Below are 18,361 nucleotides of genomic sequence, written 5' to 3' on the forward strand. Positions count from 1 at the left end.
TGGCGCATACGCCCAAGGCGATGCGCCAATCAGGCTTCAGCAATCAGTTGCTTTCAGAAATATCGCTGCCAACTGCTCAATGCCTGCCTGATCCAGCTCCGAGAAGCGGCCTACCTTCGGACTGTCCAGATCCAACACCCCAATCAGACGCCCGTCTTTCACCAACGGCACGACCAGCTCGCTGTTCGATGCGCTGTCGCAGGCGATATGGCCCGGGAACTCGTGCACATCCTCTACGCGCTGGGTTTGCCGACTCTGCGCAGCGGCGCCGCACACACCACGCCCGAACGGGATACGGACACAGGCGATCTGGCCCTGAAACGGCCCCAGCACCAGTTCTTCATTACGATTCAGGTAAAAGCCCGCCCAGTTCAGGTCATCGATCTGGCTGTACAAAAAGGCCGAGAACTGCGCAGCATTCGCGATGAAGTCTTTCTCGTCCGCCAGCAGGGACTCCAGTTGAGCGGCCAACAGGCTGTAACCGTCCAGCCCGGTGCCAGCACTTTGCAAATCAATCATGGTTGTTGCTCCAACAATTTCAAACCTACCCAGTAACGTGCGAATTGATAGGCACACCGGCCATTACGGTTGCCCCGCCCGGTCGCCCAGCGGATCGCGTGTTTGTCCAGCTCCTCATCGCGCTGCCAGGCAAGACCGGCAGCCAGAGCGAGTTGCGTGATCCAGTGCTCGACCACATTCAGGTAATGCTCCTGAGTGAAGGGATAGAACGACAGCCACAGACCAAAACGGTCCGACAGGGCAATCTTGTCTTCTACTGCCTCGCTAGGGTGCAGCTCACCATCAACCTGCTGCCAGTTAAGATTGTCACTCTCCTTTTCCGGTACCAGATGACGACGGTTGGAGGTGGCGTAGAGCAGCACGTTATCCGGAGCCTGCTCCAGAGAACCATCAAGCACACTTTTCAGAACCCGGTAGTCGCTCTCCCCTGCCTCAAAGGACAGGTCATCGCAGAACAGCACAAAACGCTGCGGCAGCTTTTGCAGTTGCTCGACAACACGCGGCAAGTCACCCAAGTGGTCGCGTTCAATCTCGATCAGCCGCAAGCCTGCCTGCGCATACTCGGCGAGCAGCGCGCGAATCAGCGATGATTTACCCGTCCCGCGCGAACCCCAGAGCAGCGCGTGGTTAGCGGGCAGGCCATCAATGAACTGACGCGTATTGCGCCCCAACTGCTCACGCTGAAGATCCACCCCGATCAAATCAGACAAGCGCATGTCGAGGCTGACCTCAAGCGGCAACAGATAACCGCTACGGCCTTCGCGAACCCAACGTGCCGCCATGGCGTGGGACCAGTCGACCGCTTCACGGGGCGCAGGTAGCAAGGGCTCCAGCCGCGCCAAAACGGCGTCGGCGCGTTCGAGAAAAGCATTCAAACGAGAATCCACAATGGCTCCTTGATTAACACGCAGTAAACGGCAAGAACGGCTGGAGCCAAATAAGGAAAGCAGTTCGGGTCACACGTACAAATAAAAATGTGCCGACGCCTTCCCGGCTAAAGCCGGTCCCACATTCATTTCAATTCAGTTAACTATAAGTTGCTTGATGAGAGCCAGCCCCGATCGGCTATGCTTGCCCCCGCGAAGGAAACGAGAAGTGGCAATACCCTTATGGACATAGCGTTTACTAACCGGCTCTCGTATAAACAGGCTCGCCTGACAGTGCTGCTCGGCTTCATTCTGGGAACGCTGCTAAGCGTGTTTCAAATTGCCATCGATTATGCCAGCGAAGATGCCTCCATCGATCGTGAAATTCGCTCTCTGCTGGAAATCAGCCACAACACCGCTTCGCGTATTGCCTACAACATCGACGCCGAACTGGCTCAGGAACTGACGCTGGGTCTGCTGCAATCACCTGCGGTAGTCGGTGCCAGACTGACCGATAACAACAATGTGGTGCTTTCCAGTGTAGAGCGCCCGTTCTCGCAGAGTCGCTACCGGATCGTCAGTGACTTCCTGTTCGGCGAAAGCCGCCAGTTCGAAGACACCTTGAATCTGGCCCATTTACCCAATGAATCGATTGGCACCCTGCGCCTGAACGTCGACACCTTTGCCTTCGGCAACCACTTCCTGCAGCGCTCCGGCATCACGCTGCTCAATGGTTTCATGCGCAGCCTGATACTGGCGGGTGTGTTAACCCTGCTCTTCTACATGACGCTGACCAAACCCTTGGTGGGCGTGATCCGCGCCCTGGCCAAGCGAGACTCAAGCAACCCGACACCTACCCCGCTACATTGCCCGCCGAAACACGAAAACGATGAAATCGGCGTGCTGGTAGATGTCGCCAACCGCCAGTTCGCCAGCATCGCCTCGGAACTGGCGCGACGAGTAGAAGCCGAAGACCGTCTGACGGCGCATCGCAATGAACTGGAAGACATCGTCTCTGCCCGCACCACTGAGCTGAAGGCCAGTAACGCGCGACTTAGCAAGTCCAATGAAGAGCTGAAGATAGCCCGCAGTACCGCACTGGAGATGGCTCAGGCCCGCACCGCGTTCCTGGCCAACATGAGCCATGAAATCCGCACGCCGCTCAACGGCCTGCTGGGGATGCTCGCTCTGGCGCTGGACAGTTCGCTGAATGCCGAGCAGCGCCAGCAACTGTCGATTGCCCATGACTCCGGCAAGGTGTTGGTCGAACTGCTCAACGACATTCTCGACATGTCCAAATTCAACGCAGGCCAATTGCAGATGGAGCGCATCCCCTTCGATCTGGGCATGCTGGTCGAAGACACGGCAAACCTGTTGTCCCAGAACGCCGCACCCGGCGTCGAGCTGACGTGTTTCATCGATACGCAATTCCCGTCGCTGGTTCTGGGTGATCCCACCCGTGTCCGGCAGATCGTCAGCAATCTGCTCTCCAACGCACTGAAGTTCACCCGCTTTGGCCGTGTAGATGTGCGATTAAGCAATGACCTGGACCCCGACACCCAGGAAAACAGTGTTCGCATTGAAATCAGTGATACCGGCATCGGTATCGCTCAGGAAGCACAGGCGAGGATCTTCCAGCCCTTTACTCAAGCTGAAGCGGCAATTACCCGACAGTTCGGGGGCACAGGGCTGGGCCTGGCCCTGACTCATAATCTGTGTGAGGCCATGTCCGGACGGCTGAGCATTCAGTCGCAGTCCGGTTTCGGCAGCCAGTTCTGCGCCGACCTGCCCTTGCCCATCCATCATGCGGCGGTCATCCCGCCGCCGCTCAAGGGCCACGTCGTGGTCGTCAGCAAGGCCAGCAGCGGCCTGCTGGAACTGCTGGGCAATCTGCTTCCCGAATGGGGCATCGACTTCCGGCGCTGGAACATGGATGAGCAGATGCTGGACATGAGCGCCGAGACCCGGCCCGATCTGGTCATCACCGATTGCCCGGAGTGCCTGTTCGGCATGCGCCCGGCTATTGATGTCCCTATCCTTCTGGTCACCGCCTACGGCAACTTCATGCCCAGCGATCAGGTGAGCGCCCTGGCGCCCTTGCAGCAGCATGCCCGACCACTGGCGCGCAATGTGCTCTATCAAAGCCTGACCAGGGCCCTGCAGCCGGACCAGGCGCCAGACATGAATACAGAGGCGACCGACAGCAAGGGTTTGCGCCCGGCCAAAATTCTTCTGGTGGAAGACAACCCGGTGAACCAACTGGTGGCCAAAGGCATGTTAAGCAAACTGGGCTGCGAGGTGACGGTCAGCAGCCACGGAGGCGAAGCGCTGGATCAACTTGAGAACAACACCTTTGACCTGATCCTGATGGACTGCAACATGCCCGTCATGGATGGCTACGAAGCCAGTCGCCAGATCCGCCACAGCGGACGCTGGCCACAACTGCCCATCATTGCACTGACCGCCAACGCCATGCCCGAAGAGCGTGAACGATGCCGGGCTGCCGGCATGAGTGACTATCTGGCCAAACCGTTTCGCCGCGCCGAGCTGATCAGCCTGCTGGACCAATGGTTACCCGCAGACTGATTACTTGAGCAGCGCTTCAATTTCGCGGGTGAGGTCCTCAGGCTTGGTCAGCGGTGCGAAACGCTTGATCAGTTGCCCGTCCTTGCCAATCAGGAATTTGGTGAAATTCCACTTGATGCGCTCTGAACCCAGCAGACCAGGCGCCTGCTTTTTCAATTCAACGAACAACGGATGTGCATCGCTGCCATTGACGTCGATTTTCTTGAACAGCGGGAAACTCACCCCGAAATTCATCTCGCAGAACTCGGAAATCGCGCCTTCGTTACCGGGCTCCTGCTTGCCGAACTGGTTGCAGGGGAAGCCCAATACGACCAGCCCCTGATCCTTGTAATCCTGCCAAAGCTTCTCAAGCCCTTTGTACTGCGGGGTGAAACCACACTTACTGGCCGTGTTGACCACCAGCACAGCCTTGCCGGAGAAATCCGCCAGGGTTTTCGATTCGCCCTTGATCGTCGTAACCGGAATGCTCAGCAAATTGGCGCTCATGGCAGTGATCCTTGTTGAAAGCGGGTCATGAAATTAGCGCGCCGTTGTCTGGCGCGCATCTCAATTTCCGGGAGTGATAGGGGCTTATAAGCGGTTCTGGGCTGCGGCACTGCTTATGCGACCGCGATTTGAACTGCAAACCAATGTGGGAGCTGAGCTTGCTCGGCTCCCACAAGTTAAGCATGCAGGGTGGCACATCCTTTTAAGCTTCCCGCGGCACCAGGTCCAGGCACACCGAGTTGATGCAGTAGCGCAGGCCAGTGGGCGGCGGGCCGTCCGGGAATACATGGCCCAGATGCGCGTCACATTTGGCACAGACCACTTCAGTGCGAATCATGCCGTGGCTGACATCTCGTACCTCAACCACCGCGCTGCCCTCAAGAGGCGCATAGAAGCTTGGCCAGCCGCAGCCGGAATCAAACTTGGTGGTGGAATCGAACAGCGGCTCATTGCAACAGATGCAATGGTAGACGCCATCGGTTTTGGTGCTGTTGTATTTACCGGAGAACGGACGTTCGGTGCCTTTGAGACGGCAAACGTTGTACTGCTCCGGGTCAAGCATGGCCCGCCATTCCTCCAGCGTTTTATCCAACTTTTCCACAGGTACACCTCCGCAGTCGAAAAAGCCTGATCTGTATCTTCTCCACAGATCAGGTGGCACGTATCATTGCGCCTCGTTAGGCGCCAGTCTGTCACTCACGTTTCTCCCATACAAACTCATTTTTACGGCGTCATACCCGGCGAACCAGGTTTACAACTCGCTACGGCTCGTCCATTTTCGGGATCAATCACCATGCAGTTCAGCAAATCGAACAAGCTCGCCAACGTCTGCTACGACATTCGCGGCCCAGTGCTCAAGCACGCCAAACGCCTGGAAGAGGAAGGTCATCGCATCCTCAAGCTGAACATCGGCAACCCTGCGCCATTTGGTTTCGAAGCGCCGGACGAAATCCTGCAGGACGTGATTCGCAATTTGCCAACGGCTCAGGGTTACAGTGACTCCAAAGGCCTGTTCAGCGCACGCAAGGCCGTCATGCAGTATTACCAGCAGAAGCAGGTCGAAGGTGTCGGCATCGAAGACATCTATCTGGGCAACGGCGTATCCGAGCTGATCGTGATGTCGATGCAGGCCCTGCTCAATAATGGCGATGAAGTACTGATCCCCGCCCCGGACTATCCGCTATGGACCGCTGCCGTCAGCCTGGCTGGCGGTAACCCGGTGCATTACCTGTGCGACGAGCAAGCCAACTGGTGGCCGGATCTGGCCGACATCAAGGCCAAGATCACCCCGAACACCAAAGCCATGGTGATCATCAACCCGAACAACCCTACCGGTGCCGTGTACTCCAAAGAAGTACTGGAAGGCATGCTGGAACTGGCGCGTCAGCATAATCTCGTGGTCTTCTCCGACGAAATCTACGACAAGATCCTGTACGACGACGCCGTGCACATCTGTACCGCCTCCCTGGCGCCTGACGTGCTTTGCCTGACGTTCAACGGCCTGTCCAAATCCTATCGTGTTGCGGGTTTCCGCTCCGGCTGGGTGGCCATCTCGGGTCCCAAACACAACGCGCAGAGCTACATCGAAGGCATCGACATCCTGGCCAACATGCGCCTGTGTGCCAACGTGCCCAGCCAGCACGCCATTCAAACGGCGTTGGGCGGCTACCAGAGCATCAACGATCTGGTGCTGCCTGCCGGCCGCCTGCTGGAGCAGCGCAACCGCACCTGGGAATTGCTTAACGATATCCCCGGCGTCAGTTGCGTGAAGCCGATGGGCGCGCTGTATGCGTTCCCGCGCATAGATCCCAAGATCTGCCCGATTCACAACGACGAGAAGTTCGCCCTCGACCTGCTACTCTCGGAAAAGCTGCTGATCGTTCAAGGCACCGCCTTCAACTGGCCATGGCCAGACCACTTCCGAGTGGTCACCCTGCCCCGACTTGACGACCTCGATCAGGCCATCGGACGCATCGGTAACTTCCTCAAGACGTATCGCCAATAACATTGAGAGGTTTGCGCTGAGGCGTCGATTCTGAAAACGACGCCCGGCGCAACTCCCCCCTCTCTCTCTGCGGTCATAGCGATAGCCGGGTAAAGGGATCGCTATTGGTCGGCAGCACCTGTGCTGTGACACAAAAAAATCAAACCGCGCAAAACCCGACAGAGGCCAGCCGCTCTGGGGCGGGACCTGTTTGCCCAAAGCGAATGCTACTGGTTCGCACAAAGCGACACAGTTTGAAATAGTCGCCGGGTTGAATAGGCGCTGACATCACCTTATATACCCCGCAACGCGTTACATATTCGTCACGAGGAGAACATCCAAACCATGATGCGCATTTTGCTGTTTTTGGCCACTAACCTGGCGGTCGTGCTGATTGCCAGCATCACCCTGAGCCTTTTTGGCTTCAACGGGTTCATGGCGGCCAATGGGGTTGATCTGAACCTCAATCAGCTGCTGATCTTCTGCGCTGTTTTTGGTTTCGCTGGCTCGCTGTTCTCGCTGTTCATCTCCAAGTGGATGGCGAAAATGAGCACCGGCACCCAGATCATCACCCAGCCGCGTACCCGTCATGAACAATGGCTGGTGCAAACCGTTGAGCAACTGTCCCGCGACGCTGGCATCAAGATGCCGGAAGTCGGGATCTTCCCTGCCTACGAAGCCAACGCCTTCGCTACCGGCTGGAACAAGAACGACGCACTGGTTGCCGTTAGCCAGGGCCTGCTGGAGCGCTTCTCACCTGATGAGGTAAAAGCGGTCCTTGCACACGAAATCGGCCACGTTGCCAACGGCGACATGGTGACCCTGGCGCTGGTGCAGGGCGTAGTGAACACCTTTGTGATGTTCTTCGCCCGGATCATCGGCAACTTCGTCGACAAGGTGATCTTCAAGACCGAAAACGGTCAGGGCATCGCCTACTACGTGACCACGATCTTTGCCGAACTGGTCCTGGGCTTCCTGGCCAGCGCCATCGTCATGTGGTTCTCGCGCAAACGTGAATACCGTGCTGACGAAGCCGGTGCCCGCCTGGCTGGCACCAGCGCCATGATCGGCGCTCTGCAACGCCTGCGCTCCGAACAGGGCGTGCCGGTGCAGATGCCTGACAGCCTGACAGCTTTCGGCATCAACGGTGGCCTGAAGAGCGGCCTGGCTGCGCTTTTCATGAGCCACCCGGCTCTGGAAGATCGTATCGAGGCGCTGCGCCGCCGCGGTTGATCCATACGTACAAAAAACCCGGCCTTGGTGCCGGGTTTTTTATACGAGTACATAATCTGTAGGGCCTGCCGAAGGCTGCGAAGCATTTATCCTGACACATCGCCATCGCAGCCTTCGGCAGTTCTACAGGTCAATCGTTTGCCGCGCATCAGCGTTTTTTGAGCGTCGAACTAACCTATAAGCCTGCTCCTCCAAACGCTCCACACCGCGCTGTTCAAATTTCACGCTGCCCTTGAGGACATCACTGGTCTGCAATATGTCCAGCTCCCAGCCCTCGGCCAGCAATCGCTGCACCTCCTGGTCCGGAACAGAGAATGGAGGCCCGTCAATCTTTGCCTGATCGTAATCCAGCGTGATTAGCAGCCCTCGGCATTCGGCGGGCAACACCAAAGCAAGGTGCGCGGCATATCGCTCACGCATCTCAGGCGGCAAAGCAATCAATGCGGCGCGATCGTAAAGTGCGCTGCAATCAGCGACATCGTCGGCGCGCAATGCAAAGAAATCACCGCACCACAGCTCAACTCCTCTGCCGCTATAGACCCTGAAAGCACCGCGCTGACTGATGACGGGCTCCAACTGCTGTTCGCTGAAAAACTCCTGAACCGCTTTTTCCGACAGTTCGACGCCCAGCACCCGATGCCCCTGCTCGGCGAGCCAGAGCAGATCCAGGCTCTTGCCGCACAACGGCACCAGGACGCTAGCGCCCTGCCCGACAGCCAGATCAGGCCAGAACGTCTTGAGATAGGGATTGGCTTGCCGCTGGTGAAAACCAATCTGGTTCGCAGCCCAACGCTGGTGCCAAAATTCGGCCTGCATACACACTCCCGATTGTTCGATCAAAATGCCCAAGAACTTATATTAGATTTAGATCAATGATCTGACTGAATATGGTGCCACTTTAACCTTCAGGACACTCGACATGTTCCCTAGCCTGTTTATCTCTCACGGCTCGCCGATGCTTGCGCTGGAACCCGGCGAAAGCGGTCCGGCCCTGGCACGTCTTGCAGCAGAGATGCCCAGGCCCAGGGCTATTGTTATTGTTTCAGCTCACTGGGAAAGTCAGGAGTTGCTGGTCAACGCCAACCCTCAGCCGGAAACCTGGCATGACTTCGGCGGTTTCCCTGCCGCCCTGTTTGCGGTTCAGTACCCGGCGTCAGGTCTTCCAGAGCTGAGTATTGAAGTCGTCGCGCTGCTGAATGCCGCCGGGCTGCCAGCGAGGGCTAACAGCCAACGCCCTTTTGATCATGGTGTATGGGTGCCACTTTCGTTGATGTACCCAAACGCTGATATCCCGGTCGTCCAGGTCTCCCTGCCCAGCCGTGAAGGTCCTGCCCTGCAAACAAGGGTTGGCCAGGCGCTGGCAAGCCTGCGTGATCAGGGTGTATTGATCATCGGCTCGGGTAGCATCACCCACAATTTGCGTGAACTGGACTGGCATGCCGGGCCGGAAAGCGTGGAGCCATGGGCCAAGGCGTTTCGTGACTGGATGATCGAGAAGCTGGCCAGCAATGACGAGGTCGCCTTGCATGACTACCGTGCGCAGGCGCCAAATGCGGTGCGCAACCATCCGAGTGACGAGCATTTACTGCCGCTGTACTTCGCACGGGGTGCCGGTGGTGAGTTCAGCGTGGCGCACAAGGGCTTCACGATGGGGGCGCTGGGGATGGATATTTACAGGTTTGGGTGAGGCCACAGACCTGACGTCAATCTGTAGGAGCTGCCGAAGGCTGCGAGACAATATTCCTGATGCACCGCCATCGCAGCCTTCGGCAGCTCCTACAGAAACAGGAAATCCAGACAAAAAAAATCCCCGAACCAGTCGGGGATTTTTTATTCAGACGATCAACTCAAGCGCTGATCAATCTTCGCGATAGCGACGCAGCTTCAACTGCTTGCCTGCAACGCGGGTGTCCTTGAGTTTGGTCAGCAGACGCTCAAGGCCATCTTCCGGCAATTCAACCAGGCTGAAGCTGTCGCGCACCTGGATGCGGCCGATTGCTTCGCGGGCCAGGCCGCCTTCGTTGAGGATTGCACCCAGCAGGTTCTTGGCAGCGATACCATCACGCGCACCCAGCGCGGTACGGCAACGAGCACGACCTTCGGCCAATGGAACCGGAGCACGACGCTCACGATCACCACTGCGCTCTGGACGGTCACTCGAGGAACGATCGCTACGCTCACGCGGTGCGTTGTTCGGCACCAGTGGGCGCTCGCGCTCGATGGCTGCCAGGGTCAGAGCCTGACCGTTGGTAGCTTTGCGCAGCAGAGCTGCGGCCAGGGCACGCGGGCTGCAACCGATGTCAGCAGTCAGACGATCAAGCAGTTCGCCGTGAGTCGACTCGGCATCGCCAACCAGCGGCGACAGGCTGTTGGTCAGTTTCTTGATGCGGGCATCCAGAACAGCCTGAGCATCCGGCAGGCGCACTTCCGCGACTTTCTGACCGGTTACACGCTCGATCACTTGCAACATGCGGCGCTCACGCGGAGTCACCAGCAACAGCGCACGACCTTCGCGACCGGCACGGCCGGTACGACCGATACGGTGAACGTAGGACTCTGGGTCGTACGGCATGTCAACGTTGAAAACGTGAGTGATGCGCGGAACGTCCAGACCACGAGCAGCAACGTCAGTCGCTACCACGATGTCCAGTCGGCCATCCTTGAGGGAGTCGATAACGCGCTCACGCTGGTTCTGTGCGATGTCGCCGTTCAGTGCAGCAGCCTTGTAGCCTTTGGCTTCAAGGGCGCTGGCCAGATCCAGAGTTGCCTGCTTGGTGCGTACGAACATGATCAGGGCGTCGAAATCTTCGACTTCCAGCAGGCTCAGAACAGCAGAAGTTTTCTGGTCAGCGTGAACCAACAGGTGAGCCTGTTCGATCGCGGTAACAGTCTGGGTCTTGGTCTGGATCTTCACGTGCTTCGGATCGCGCAGATGGCGCTCGGCGATGGCACGGATCGACTGCGGCAGGGTAGCCGAGAACAAAACGGTCTGACGGGTTTCCGGCATGGCCTTGAAGATAACTTCCAGGTCGTCCATGAAGCCCAGTTTGAGCATTTCGTCTGCTTCGTCGAGAACCAGGTGGTTCACGGTGGCGAGAACTTTCTCGTCACGACGCAGGTGATCGCACAGACGGCCCGGGGTAGCGACAACGATTTGCGCGCCATTGCGGATTGCTTTCAGTTGCGGGCCCATCGGCGCACCGCCGTAGACAGCCACAACGGTAACGCCCGGCATTTGCTTGGCGTAGGTTTCGAAAGCGGTGGCCACTTGCAGGGCCAGTTCGCGGGTCGGCGCCAGGATCAGTGCTTGCGGCTCGCGCTTGCTCGGGTCGATACGGTGCAGGATAGGCAGTGCGAACGCGGCGGTTTTACCGGTACCGGTTTGCGCCTGACCGATCATGTCGTGGCCGGCAAGAATAATAGGGATCGATTGCTGCTGAATGGCCGAAGGCTCTTCGTAGCCAGTCGCGACGACTGCTGCAACAATATTAGGGTGAAGTTCAAGAGCGGCGAAGCCGCCGATTTCCTGGGTCATGGGTCTGCCTCTAGTGCATCCGCAAAGACCCATGCTCCAAAGCTGCGCGTGCCGTGTACGACCCTAAAGTCACCCTGGCTGCTTTGTCGGCGGGGATTTGCGAAAACGTTTGATGAATGGATCGCCTAGGATAGTCCGCAGAGCGAACAAGCAGCCGAAGCTGGCTTCGGGGAATTGCAATACCTTGACGAGGGTCCTGTTAAAGACCGGCGCGCACTATACCGGAATTACGCAAAAAAAGGAGGATTTTTTTCACCACTAATCATGGCTGATGTCCAAGACCTACAGGCTTTGCGCAAACCAGCAACAGTGTCTATTTTGCAACAGGCCCGGTATTACGGGAGAACCTGCTTAAACGGTTCACCCGATCAGTCAGACAGTCCGCCTCCGATCCTACTCCACGCGCAGGGACTTCCTACATGACTTCCTCTACGAAAGGCCGCGTCAGCCGTGAACTACACGACCACGTCATGCTCATTGGCCTGGACCGTGTTGCCAAGCGAAACGCATTCGACCTGGAGCTTCTCAACCAGTTAAGCCTGGCTTACGGAGAATACGAACGAGACGATCAGGCCCGGGTACTGGTGGTATTTGCTCACGGCGAACACTTTACTGCCGGGCTGGATCTGGCCGAGGCGGGTCCGGCCCTGATCAACGGCTGGCAAGTCCCCGAGGGTGGCTGTGATCCGTGGGGGGTGTTCGCAGGCCCAAGGGTCACCAAGCCGGTCATCGTCGCCGCGCAAGGCTATTGCCTGACGCTGGGCATCGAGTTGATGCTCGCGTCGGATATCAACCTGTGTGCAAGCACCACGCGCTTTGCACAATTGGAAGTCCATCGCGGGATTTTTGCGTTTGGTGGTGCCACGCTGCGCCTGCATCAGATCGCCGGATGGGGCAACGCCATGCGCTGGCTGCTGACCGGAGATGAGTTCGATGCTCAGGAAGCCTGCCGCATGGGACTGGTTCAGGAAGTAACCGCGCCTGAAGACCTGCTTCCTTATGCATTGCTTCTGGCCGGGCGCATCGCCGAGCAGGCACCCTTGGCGATTCGCGCAACGATTGCGTCTGCCCGTCAGGCTGTGCTCGAAGGTGAAACAGCCGCAGCTCAGGCGCTGCCGGGCATGGTCAACCAGATAATGCACACCGAAGACGCCAAAGAAGGCCTGCTTTCCATGCAGGAGCGCAGGCCTGGTGTCTTTAAAGGCGTGTGATCTGAGTCCCACAGTATCCGTGACACAGCACTGTCGCGCAGCAGGCATTGGACCTGAGCTGCCGGAGGCTGTGATGGCGGTGTGTCAGGATAAAAGCATCGCAGCCTTCGGCAGCTCCTACAGAAATGCGCCCCAAAGGTCGTTCGCCGTGTCCGGACATGGGCAACGCCTGAAGGCTCTGTCTTCAGGTTGCCGGACGAACATCCTTGATCAATGACGCCAGCGAGTAACCGAGGCGTGGCGCCAGTTCTTCAGCACGGGCGTTGAGCGCCGCTATGTCCAGCTCCTGATCAAGATCGGCAGGAACGATCAGGATAACGTTGCCCTCCTTCACTGGCAGCTCCCAGTAGTGCCGGTGATAGAGGCCACGTAACAGCGCCGCGCCCAAGGGCTTGCCGTCATCCGCTGCCCATTGATTGATCACCAGCCAGCCGCCTGAATTCAGACGCTTTTGACAGTTCTCGAGGAATTTCCAGGCCAGATGCCCGACGCCAGGACCGACATCAGTATAGAGGTCGACGAAAATCAGGTCCGCAGGCTCAGCGGTTTCCAGCAGTTCCAGCGCATCCCCGATGCGAATGTACAACCGCGGATCATCATCCAGGCCCATGAACTCAATAGCCAGACGCGGCACGTCAGGGCGCAATTCGATGGCTTCGACATCTTCCAGCGGCAGGAACTTGAGGCACGCCTGAGTCAGAGTCCCTGCCCCAAGGCCCAGAAACAGCGCGCTCTCAGGGGCTTCGTGGCACAACGCGCCAATCAGCATCGCCCGGGTGTAGTCGTACTCAAGCCAACTGGGATCGGCCGTGAAGGTGCAGCTTTGCTCAATGGCATCGCCGAATTCCAGAAAGCGGTAGTCGTCGACTTCCAGTACGCGAATCATGCCGAAATCGTCGTGTACCTCGGCCAGAATCCGCTCCACCCGCTCCTCAGTCATTGCTTCTCCTAACGGCGAGCCCAAGTCTGGCCTGTTGAGGCGGTCACCGGACCGCGCAAAAAAGCGAATTGTCGATCAAGCACAGCAACAAGGTCACGCTCTTTCTCTTTAATTGCCGCACCGGGGCTCCGATCATCCCTTGTTCACTGGCGACGGCTCGGCGAACTGCTAACATGCCGGTCCGATCGCACTGACCTTGAGTTCATGATGAGCCAACCCTGGAGCCCCGACAGCTGGCGGGCACTGCCCATTCAGCAGCAACCTCAATACCCCGATGCTGCGCACTTGTTAAAGGTCGAGCAGACGTTGGCAAGCTATCCGCCTCTGGTGTTCGCGGGTGAGGCCAGAGAGTTGCGTCGACAGTTCGCCGAGGTGACTCAGGGTCGCGCCTTCCTGCTACAGGGTGGAGACTGCGCGGAAAGCTTCGTCGAGTTTTCCGCCGCCAAGATCCGCGACACCTTCAAAGTGCTGTTGCAGATGGCAATCGTCATGACCTTCGCCGCTGGCTGCCCGGTGGTCAAAGTCGGTCGCATGGCTGGCCAATTCGCCAAGCCGCGCTCGGCCAACGATGAAACCATCGACGGCGTGACCTTCCCGGCGTATCGCGGCGACATCGTCAATGCCATCGGTTTCGATGAGAAAAGCCGCGTTCCCGATCCGGACCGGTTGATTCAGGCTTACAACCAGTCCACTGCGACCCTGAACCTGTTGCGCGCTTTCGCCCAAGGCGGCTTTGCCGACCTGCATCAAGTGCACAAGTGGAACCTGGACTTCATCGCTAACTCGGCTTTGGCCGAAAAGTACAGCCAACTGGCTGACCGCATTGATGAAACCCTGGCGTTCATGCGCGCCTGTGGCATGGACAGCTCGCCGCAATTGCGCGAAACCAGCTTCTTCACCGCCCACGAAGCCCTGCTGCTGAACTATGAAGAAGCGTTTGTACGCCGCGACAGCCTGACCAACGATTACTACGATTGCTCCGCGCACATGCTCTGGATCGGCGATCGCACCCGGCAACTGGATGGCGCTCATGTAGAGTTCCTGCGCGGGGTGAACAACCCGATCGGCGTCAAAGTCGGGCCCAGCATGAACACCGATGACCTGATCAGACTGATCGACATCCTTAATCCGGATAACGATCCGGGCCGCCTCAACCTGATCGCCCGCATGGGCGCAAACAAGGTCGGCGACCACTTGCCACAGCTGATTCGCGCAGTTGAGCGGGAGGGCCGCAAGGTGTTGTGGAGTTCCGACCCGATGCACGGCAACACAATCAAAGCCAGCAGCGGCTACAAGACCCGCGACTTCGCGCAGATCCTCGGCGAGGTGAAGCAGTTCTTCCAGGTGCATCAGGCGGAAGGCACGTATGCGGGCGGCATCCATATCGAAATGACCGGCCAGAACGTCACTGAATGTATTGGTGGTGCCCGACCGATCACTGAAGATGGCTTGTCAGATCGCTATCACACCCACTGCGACCCACGGATGAACGCGGACCAGTCGCTGGAACTGGCGTTTCTGATTGCCGAGACGTTGAAGCAGGTCAGACGATAGTTTTTACAGGAGCTGCCGAAGGCTGCGAATGGACTTCACAACGCAAGTACATAGCATCCTTCGGCTGCGCCTAAATAAAATCACGGCGTGATAATAGCGTAACGCCCTTCAGCAATCGCAGAAACGCCCTACATAACCCCAGAACTCCCCTCCCTAAACTGATCGCCCACTTATTTCAGGACGATCACCTGTGGCGCATCTCAACCTCTCGGTAGAACTCAGAACTCGTCACGGGGAAATCAGCAGACCCCACCGTGCAACCGACGTCAGTGGCTATAGCCACTGGGGCCAGTTCTGATGCGCGATCCGAAGACAGCGGCGGATACACCAGAGAGCAAGCGACTTAAACAGGCCGCTGTTGCGCTGAACAATCATGCTTGCACGTTAGCCATGAGGCACAGTCACCACTAAAAGCCTGCTAGATGAGTGGCGAAAAGAAAAATGAATCCAGTTCTTCAGCACATCAGCTATGTATGCCTTAGCGTAATATTACTTGTGCCGTCAGCCTTACTGGGTCAGCACCTGTCTAAACCAGGGCACCGCAGGCCGGCATTCAAAGTGGGGTTTGTTTACAACTGCGGAATGGCGCTGGCGCAGGTAAATTTCTTCATGAAAGGAGAGTTTCTTTTCCTGGGTACTCTTGATAGTTCATACATTGTATTCCTGGGCCTCGTATTTTCAATTTTTCACCTGCGTAGCAACGCAGCGTTGAGCCCCGGGACTTACGGAAAAACAGATGCATTGAGTACGACTGACCTGCGTAGCATTTATTTATTCGATCTGTACATGGACCGGGTTCTTTTCTGGACGAAATGGGGATTGATCATTTTGATAACCTCTGCAGTTTACACTGTCATGATTGGCTACCTTTTGATCCAGATACCCTTGGAAACATCGCTCGACATGAACACCCGTAGAGCCTTGGGCGGTATTTTATATTTGGTCCTTGTCGTACTAGTAACGTATCTCACCCAAAGACACTACAAAGTCAAAAGCCGCTGATTGCTATCGATCTCGCCCCTCAACCTCACGCCACTCGCCCGTGCACAATTAACCTGCACCTCAGCCAACCCCAACCAATCGGCCATCTGCCGCAGATTCCGCGCCAGCGCCTGCATGCCCTCTTCGTCCAGACCCGGCTGTTCTTCGTGCACCGCGTGTACAGCGAGGCGCCCCGCTGCACGTTCGGCGCGCAGATCGACTCGCGCAGCAATGCGCTCGTTATGCAGAAACGGCAGCACGTAGTAGCCGTAAACCCTTTTGGCCTGTGGTGTGTAGATCTCCAGCCGATAGCGGAAATCGAACAGCCGTTGAGTACGGGCACGCTCCCAGATCAATGAATCGAACGGCGACAGCAGCGCACTGGCGGACACCTTGCGCGGTGCTTTGCTGTCCGGGAGACAGAATGCGGGTTGCCGCCAGTCTTGAACCCGAACCGCCTGTAGATCACCCGCTTCCACCAGTTCTGCCAGAGCACGTCGGCTCGGCAGCGGATCCTGCCGGAAGTAATCACGCAGGTCCTTTTCCGTGCCGACTCCCAACGCGGTCGTTGCATGCAGCAACAGGGCACGCTGAGCCTGATCCTCGCTGATCTCGGGGTGATCAAGTACGGCACCAGGCAGCACTCGCTCTGGTAAGTCATAGAGCCGTTCAAAACCACGACGCCCTGCGACTGTCAGTTCTCCAGCCGCAAATAACCATTCCAGCGCCAGCTTTTCAGCACTCCAGTCCCACCATGGACCGGCGCGCTCCTGACGGGTACTCAAGCTTCCCGCCCCCAGCGCACCTTGCTCACGCACAGCCTGCAGGACACGAGCGACAGTCGGCTGTTGCTCTCGACCAAATGTCGCCAGTTGGCGGTAGATACCCTCTCCTTGAGCGGCGCGACGCATGCGCCAGCGCATCAGCGGATAGAGGCTCACAGGCAATAGCGAGGCCTCATGCCCCCAGTACTCAAACAATTTACGCTGCCGCCCCTGACTCCACGCGGCCTGATCCAGCAATGTCCGGGAGTAGTTACCGAGTCGGGAAAACAGCGGCAGGTAGTGAGACCTCACCAGCGCATTCACTGAGTCGATCTGCAGCAAACCGAGCCGCTCGACCAACTGTGTGACATGTGCTGCCTTGATCGTGACAGACGGCTGTCGCCCGTTGAAACCTTGGGCAGCCAGTGCCAATCGACGTGCTTGCTTGAGCGACAATTCTAAAAGCATAAGGGGCTCCTGAAGAGCCCCAACGCTAACCGATACAGCACGCTGATGTCAGCGTTTCATCGGGTCGTTCCAGAAATGCTGCTCGGCTTCCTGATAAGCATCGGCACGGCTCAACCCCAGGTCTTTCAATGCAGCGTCGCTCAAGGCCGCCAACTGCCGACGCTGGCGATGCAGTTCGTACCAGCGGGAAGCGTGTTTTTTGACAGATTTGAGCAAACGCTCGATCCATGAATCCTGAGACAAGGTTTTCAGTACCAGCACATAACCTTTTTGACCTTTCATCATCTAGTCCTCCATGTGGGATGGCTAGAGTCTCGCGCCAGCGCTAAGATCAATCCAACGAATGTTTCTTATGGGCTGCATCTGGGAGATTGATGTATTGGCCAACTACCCGAGTATTGATACGGAGCTTTTGCGGACCTTTGTAGCCATCGCCGATCACGGCGGGTTTACCCGCGCAGGCGAAGCGGTCAACCGCACGCAATCCGCAGTCAGCATGCAGATGAAGCGACTGGAGGATGACATCCTGCAGCGCTCGCTGTTCCAGCGCGATGGCCGGACTGTCAGCTTTACCGCAGAAGGTCAGGTGTTGCTCGGTTATGCACGGCGCATCCTGAAATTGCACAGCGAAGTCTTCAATACCCTGCGTGAACCGCACATGGTGGGCCGGGTGAAAATCGGCACGCCTGACGATTACGTCATGCGCTTTCTACCCGGCATTCTGTCGCGTTTCGCGCAGGCGTATCCGCTGATTCAGATTGAAGTACACTGCGAATCCTCGTCGGCGCTGCTGCAACGTCAGGACATGGACCTGAGTATTGTCACCTGTCGCCCTGGCACGGAAACCGGACAGATTCTGCGTCAGGAACATTTTGTCTGGGCTGAGGCTGTGGGTTTCTGTCCACACGAACAAACCCCGATGCCCATTGCGATGTTCAACAGTGACTGCTTCTGCCGTGAATGGGCATGCACCGCACTGGACGCGGCGCAGCGTGACTACCGCGTCGCTTACACCAGCGCCAGCTTGTCAGCACTGATGGCGGTGGTCAGCGCAGGGCTGGCGGTCACGGCGCAGATGCAAAGCCTGATGACACCGGACTTGCGTATTCTAGGTGAAGCCGAAGGGTTACCCCCCCTGCCATCAGCGAGCATCGTCCTGCTACGAAACCCGAAAAGCGTGTCGCCCATCACTGAATGCCTGGCCGAACACATCGCCGAAGGTTTCAAGCTCTGA

Annotated in this window: 17 protein-coding genes; 8 read left to right on the forward strand and 9 right to left on the reverse strand. The window is 57.6% G+C overall.

The window, feature by feature from the left end:
* Positions 1-36 precede the first annotated feature (36 nt).
* Complete coding sequence (locus EE949_RS19435; RefSeq protein WP_122665767.1) at positions 37-519, reverse strand: GAF domain-containing protein; 483 nt, start codon at positions 517-519, stop codon at positions 37-39.
* Complete coding sequence (locus EE949_RS19440; protein ID WP_122665768.1) at positions 516-1,406, reverse strand: ATP-binding protein; 891 nt, start codon at positions 1,404-1,406, stop codon at positions 516-518. The genes EE949_RS19435 and EE949_RS19440 overlap by 4 nt, the downstream gene beginning before the upstream one ends.
* 222 nt (positions 1,407-1,628) lie before the next feature.
* Here EE949_RS19440 and EE949_RS19445 point away from each other — a divergent pair, with 222 nt between their 5' ends.
* Positions 1,629-3,971, forward strand: a complete 2,343-nt coding sequence (locus EE949_RS19445; RefSeq protein WP_122665769.1) for a hybrid sensor histidine kinase/response regulator — start codon at positions 1,629-1,631, stop codon at positions 3,969-3,971.
* Here EE949_RS19445 and EE949_RS19450 read toward each other — a convergent pair whose 3' ends face one another.
* Positions 3,972-4,457 carry a glutathione peroxidase gene (locus EE949_RS19450; RefSeq protein WP_122665770.1) on the reverse strand — a complete coding sequence of 162 codons (486 nt, stop codon included), beginning with the start codon at positions 4,455-4,457 and terminating at the stop codon, positions 3,972-3,974.
* Positions 4,458-4,659: 202 nt separating this feature from the next.
* Complete coding sequence (gene msrB / locus EE949_RS19455; RefSeq protein ID WP_122665771.1) at positions 4,660-5,058, reverse strand: peptide-methionine (R)-S-oxide reductase MsrB; 399 nt, start codon at positions 5,056-5,058, stop codon at positions 4,660-4,662.
* A gap of 192 nt (positions 5,059-5,250) precedes the next feature.
* On the opposite strand from msrB, the gene EE949_RS19460 reads away from it, so the two are divergent.
* Together EE949_RS19460 and htpX are read left to right on the forward strand one after the other, a co-directional pair.
* Positions 5,251-6,462 (forward strand): pyridoxal phosphate-dependent aminotransferase, encoded by a 1,212-nt coding sequence (locus EE949_RS19460; RefSeq protein WP_122665772.1) that lies wholly within the window; start codon positions 5,251-5,253, stop codon positions 6,460-6,462.
* Positions 6,463-6,786: 324 nt separating this feature from the next.
* Positions 6,787-7,674, forward strand: a complete 888-nt coding sequence (gene htpX, locus EE949_RS19465) for a protease HtpX (RefSeq protein WP_027902444.1) — start codon at positions 6,787-6,789, stop codon at positions 7,672-7,674.
* A gap of 123 nt (positions 7,675-7,797) precedes the next feature.
* Here htpX and EE949_RS19470 read toward each other — a convergent pair whose 3' ends face one another.
* On the reverse strand, positions 7,798-8,490 hold the full coding sequence (locus EE949_RS19470) for a thiopurine S-methyltransferase (protein WP_122665773.1): 693 nt from the start codon (positions 8,488-8,490) through the stop codon (positions 7,798-7,800).
* A gap of 103 nt (positions 8,491-8,593) precedes the next feature.
* Here EE949_RS19470 and EE949_RS19475 point away from each other — a divergent pair, with 103 nt between their 5' ends.
* Positions 8,594-9,361 (forward strand): DODA-type extradiol aromatic ring-opening family dioxygenase, encoded by a 768-nt coding sequence (locus EE949_RS19475; RefSeq protein ID WP_122665774.1) that lies wholly within the window; start codon positions 8,594-8,596, stop codon positions 9,359-9,361.
* Between the two features lie 171 nt (positions 9,362-9,532).
* Here the strand turns inward: EE949_RS19475 and EE949_RS19480 are convergent, their stop codons facing one another.
* Positions 9,533-11,242, reverse strand: coding sequence for a DEAD/DEAH box helicase (locus EE949_RS19480; protein WP_205505164.1), 1,710 nt, complete (start codon positions 11,240-11,242; stop codon positions 9,533-9,535).
* Positions 11,243-11,628: 386 nt separating this feature from the next.
* On the opposite strand from EE949_RS19480, the gene EE949_RS19490 reads away from it, so the two are divergent.
* Positions 11,629-12,420, forward strand: a complete 792-nt coding sequence (locus EE949_RS19490) for a crotonase/enoyl-CoA hydratase family protein (RefSeq protein ID WP_122665776.1) — start codon at positions 11,629-11,631, stop codon at positions 12,418-12,420.
* Positions 12,421-12,604: 184 nt separating this feature from the next.
* Here EE949_RS19490 and EE949_RS19495 read toward each other — a convergent pair whose 3' ends face one another.
* A complete protein-coding gene (locus EE949_RS19495) occupies positions 12,605-13,360 on the reverse strand; it encodes a spermidine synthase (RefSeq protein WP_122665778.1) in 756 nt (251 codons plus the stop codon).
* 207 nt (positions 13,361-13,567) lie between these two features.
* Here EE949_RS19495 and EE949_RS19500 point away from each other — a divergent pair, with 207 nt between their 5' ends.
* Together EE949_RS19500 and EE949_RS19505 are read left to right on the forward strand one after the other, a co-directional pair.
* Positions 13,568-14,914 (forward strand): class II 3-deoxy-7-phosphoheptulonate synthase, encoded by a 1,347-nt coding sequence (locus EE949_RS19500; RefSeq protein WP_122665779.1) that lies wholly within the window; start codon positions 13,568-13,570, stop codon positions 14,912-14,914.
* Between the two features lie 441 nt (positions 14,915-15,355).
* A complete protein-coding gene (locus tag EE949_RS19505; RefSeq protein WP_122665780.1) occupies positions 15,356-15,916 on the forward strand; it encodes a hypothetical protein in 561 nt (186 codons plus the stop codon).
* On the opposite strand, the gene EE949_RS19510 is transcribed toward EE949_RS19505, so the two are convergent.
* Positions 15,895-17,127 carry a winged helix-turn-helix domain-containing protein gene (locus tag EE949_RS19510; protein WP_122665782.1) on the reverse strand — a complete coding sequence of 411 codons (1,233 nt, stop codon included), beginning with the start codon at positions 17,125-17,127 and terminating at the stop codon, positions 15,895-15,897. The two genes, EE949_RS19505 and EE949_RS19510, sit on opposite strands and share 22 nt — an antisense overlap.
* Positions 17,128-17,175: 48 nt before the next feature.
* On the reverse strand, positions 17,176-17,412 hold the full coding sequence (locus EE949_RS19515; RefSeq protein WP_205505165.1) for a DUF1127 domain-containing protein: 237 nt from the start codon (positions 17,410-17,412) through the stop codon (positions 17,176-17,178).
* Between the two features lie 67 nt (positions 17,413-17,479).
* Between EE949_RS19515 and EE949_RS19520 the strand changes: the two genes are divergently transcribed.
* Entirely contained in the window at positions 17,480-18,361 is an 882-nt protein-coding gene (locus EE949_RS19520; RefSeq protein WP_430735981.1) for a LysR family transcriptional regulator, read from the forward strand.

Origin of the sequence: Pseudomonas viridiflava (assembly GCF_900602065.1) — a bacterium.
Lineage (GTDB): Bacteria > Pseudomonadota > Gammaproteobacteria > Pseudomonadales > Pseudomonadaceae > Aquipseudomonas.

Bases quoted from the DNA above. Each gene is read 5' to 3' on its own strand.
- EE949_RS19435 (WP_122665767.1), bottom strand. From the start codon at position 519: ATGATTGATTTGCAAAGTGCTGGCACCGGGCTGGACGGTTACAGCCTG.
- EE949_RS19445 (WP_122665769.1), top strand. From the start codon at position 1,629: ATGGACATAGCGTTTACTAACCGGCTCTCGTATAAACAGGCTCGCCTG.
- EE949_RS19450 (WP_122665770.1), bottom strand. From the start codon at position 4,457: ATGAGCGCCAATTTGCTGAGCATTCCGGTTACGACGATCAAGGGCGAA.
- EE949_RS19460 (WP_122665772.1), top strand. From the start codon at position 5,251: ATGCAGTTCAGCAAATCGAACAAGCTCGCCAACGTCTGCTACGACATT.
- htpX (WP_027902444.1), top strand. From the start codon at position 6,787: ATGATGCGCATTTTGCTGTTTTTGGCCACTAACCTGGCGGTCGTGCTG.
- EE949_RS19470 (WP_122665773.1), bottom strand. From the start codon at position 8,490: ATGCAGGCCGAATTTTGGCACCAGCGTTGGGCTGCGAACCAGATTGGT.
- EE949_RS19475 (WP_122665774.1), top strand. From the start codon at position 8,594: ATGTTCCCTAGCCTGTTTATCTCTCACGGCTCGCCGATGCTTGCGCTG.
- EE949_RS19480 (WP_205505164.1), bottom strand. From the start codon at position 11,242: ATGGGTCTTTGCGGATGCACTAGAGGCAGACCCATGACCCAGGAAATC.
- EE949_RS19490 (WP_122665776.1), top strand. From the start codon at position 11,629: ATGACTTCCTCTACGAAAGGCCGCGTCAGCCGTGAACTACACGACCAC.
- EE949_RS19495 (WP_122665778.1), bottom strand. From the start codon at position 13,360: ATGACTGAGGAGCGGGTGGAGCGGATTCTGGCCGAGGTACACGACGAT.
- EE949_RS19500 (WP_122665779.1), top strand. From the start codon at position 13,568: ATGAGCCAACCCTGGAGCCCCGACAGCTGGCGGGCACTGCCCATTCAG.
- EE949_RS19505 (WP_122665780.1), top strand. From the start codon at position 15,356: ATGAATCCAGTTCTTCAGCACATCAGCTATGTATGCCTTAGCGTAATA.
- EE949_RS19510 (WP_122665782.1), bottom strand. From the start codon at position 17,127: ATGCTTTTAGAATTGTCGCTCAAGCAAGCACGTCGATTGGCACTGGCT.
- EE949_RS19515 (WP_205505165.1), bottom strand. From the start codon at position 17,412: ATGATGAAAGGTCAAAAAGGTTATGTGCTGGTACTGAAAACCTTGTCT.
- EE949_RS19520 (WP_430735981.1), top strand. From the start codon at position 17,480: ATGGGCTGCATCTGGGAGATTGATGTATTGGCCAACTACCCGAGTATT.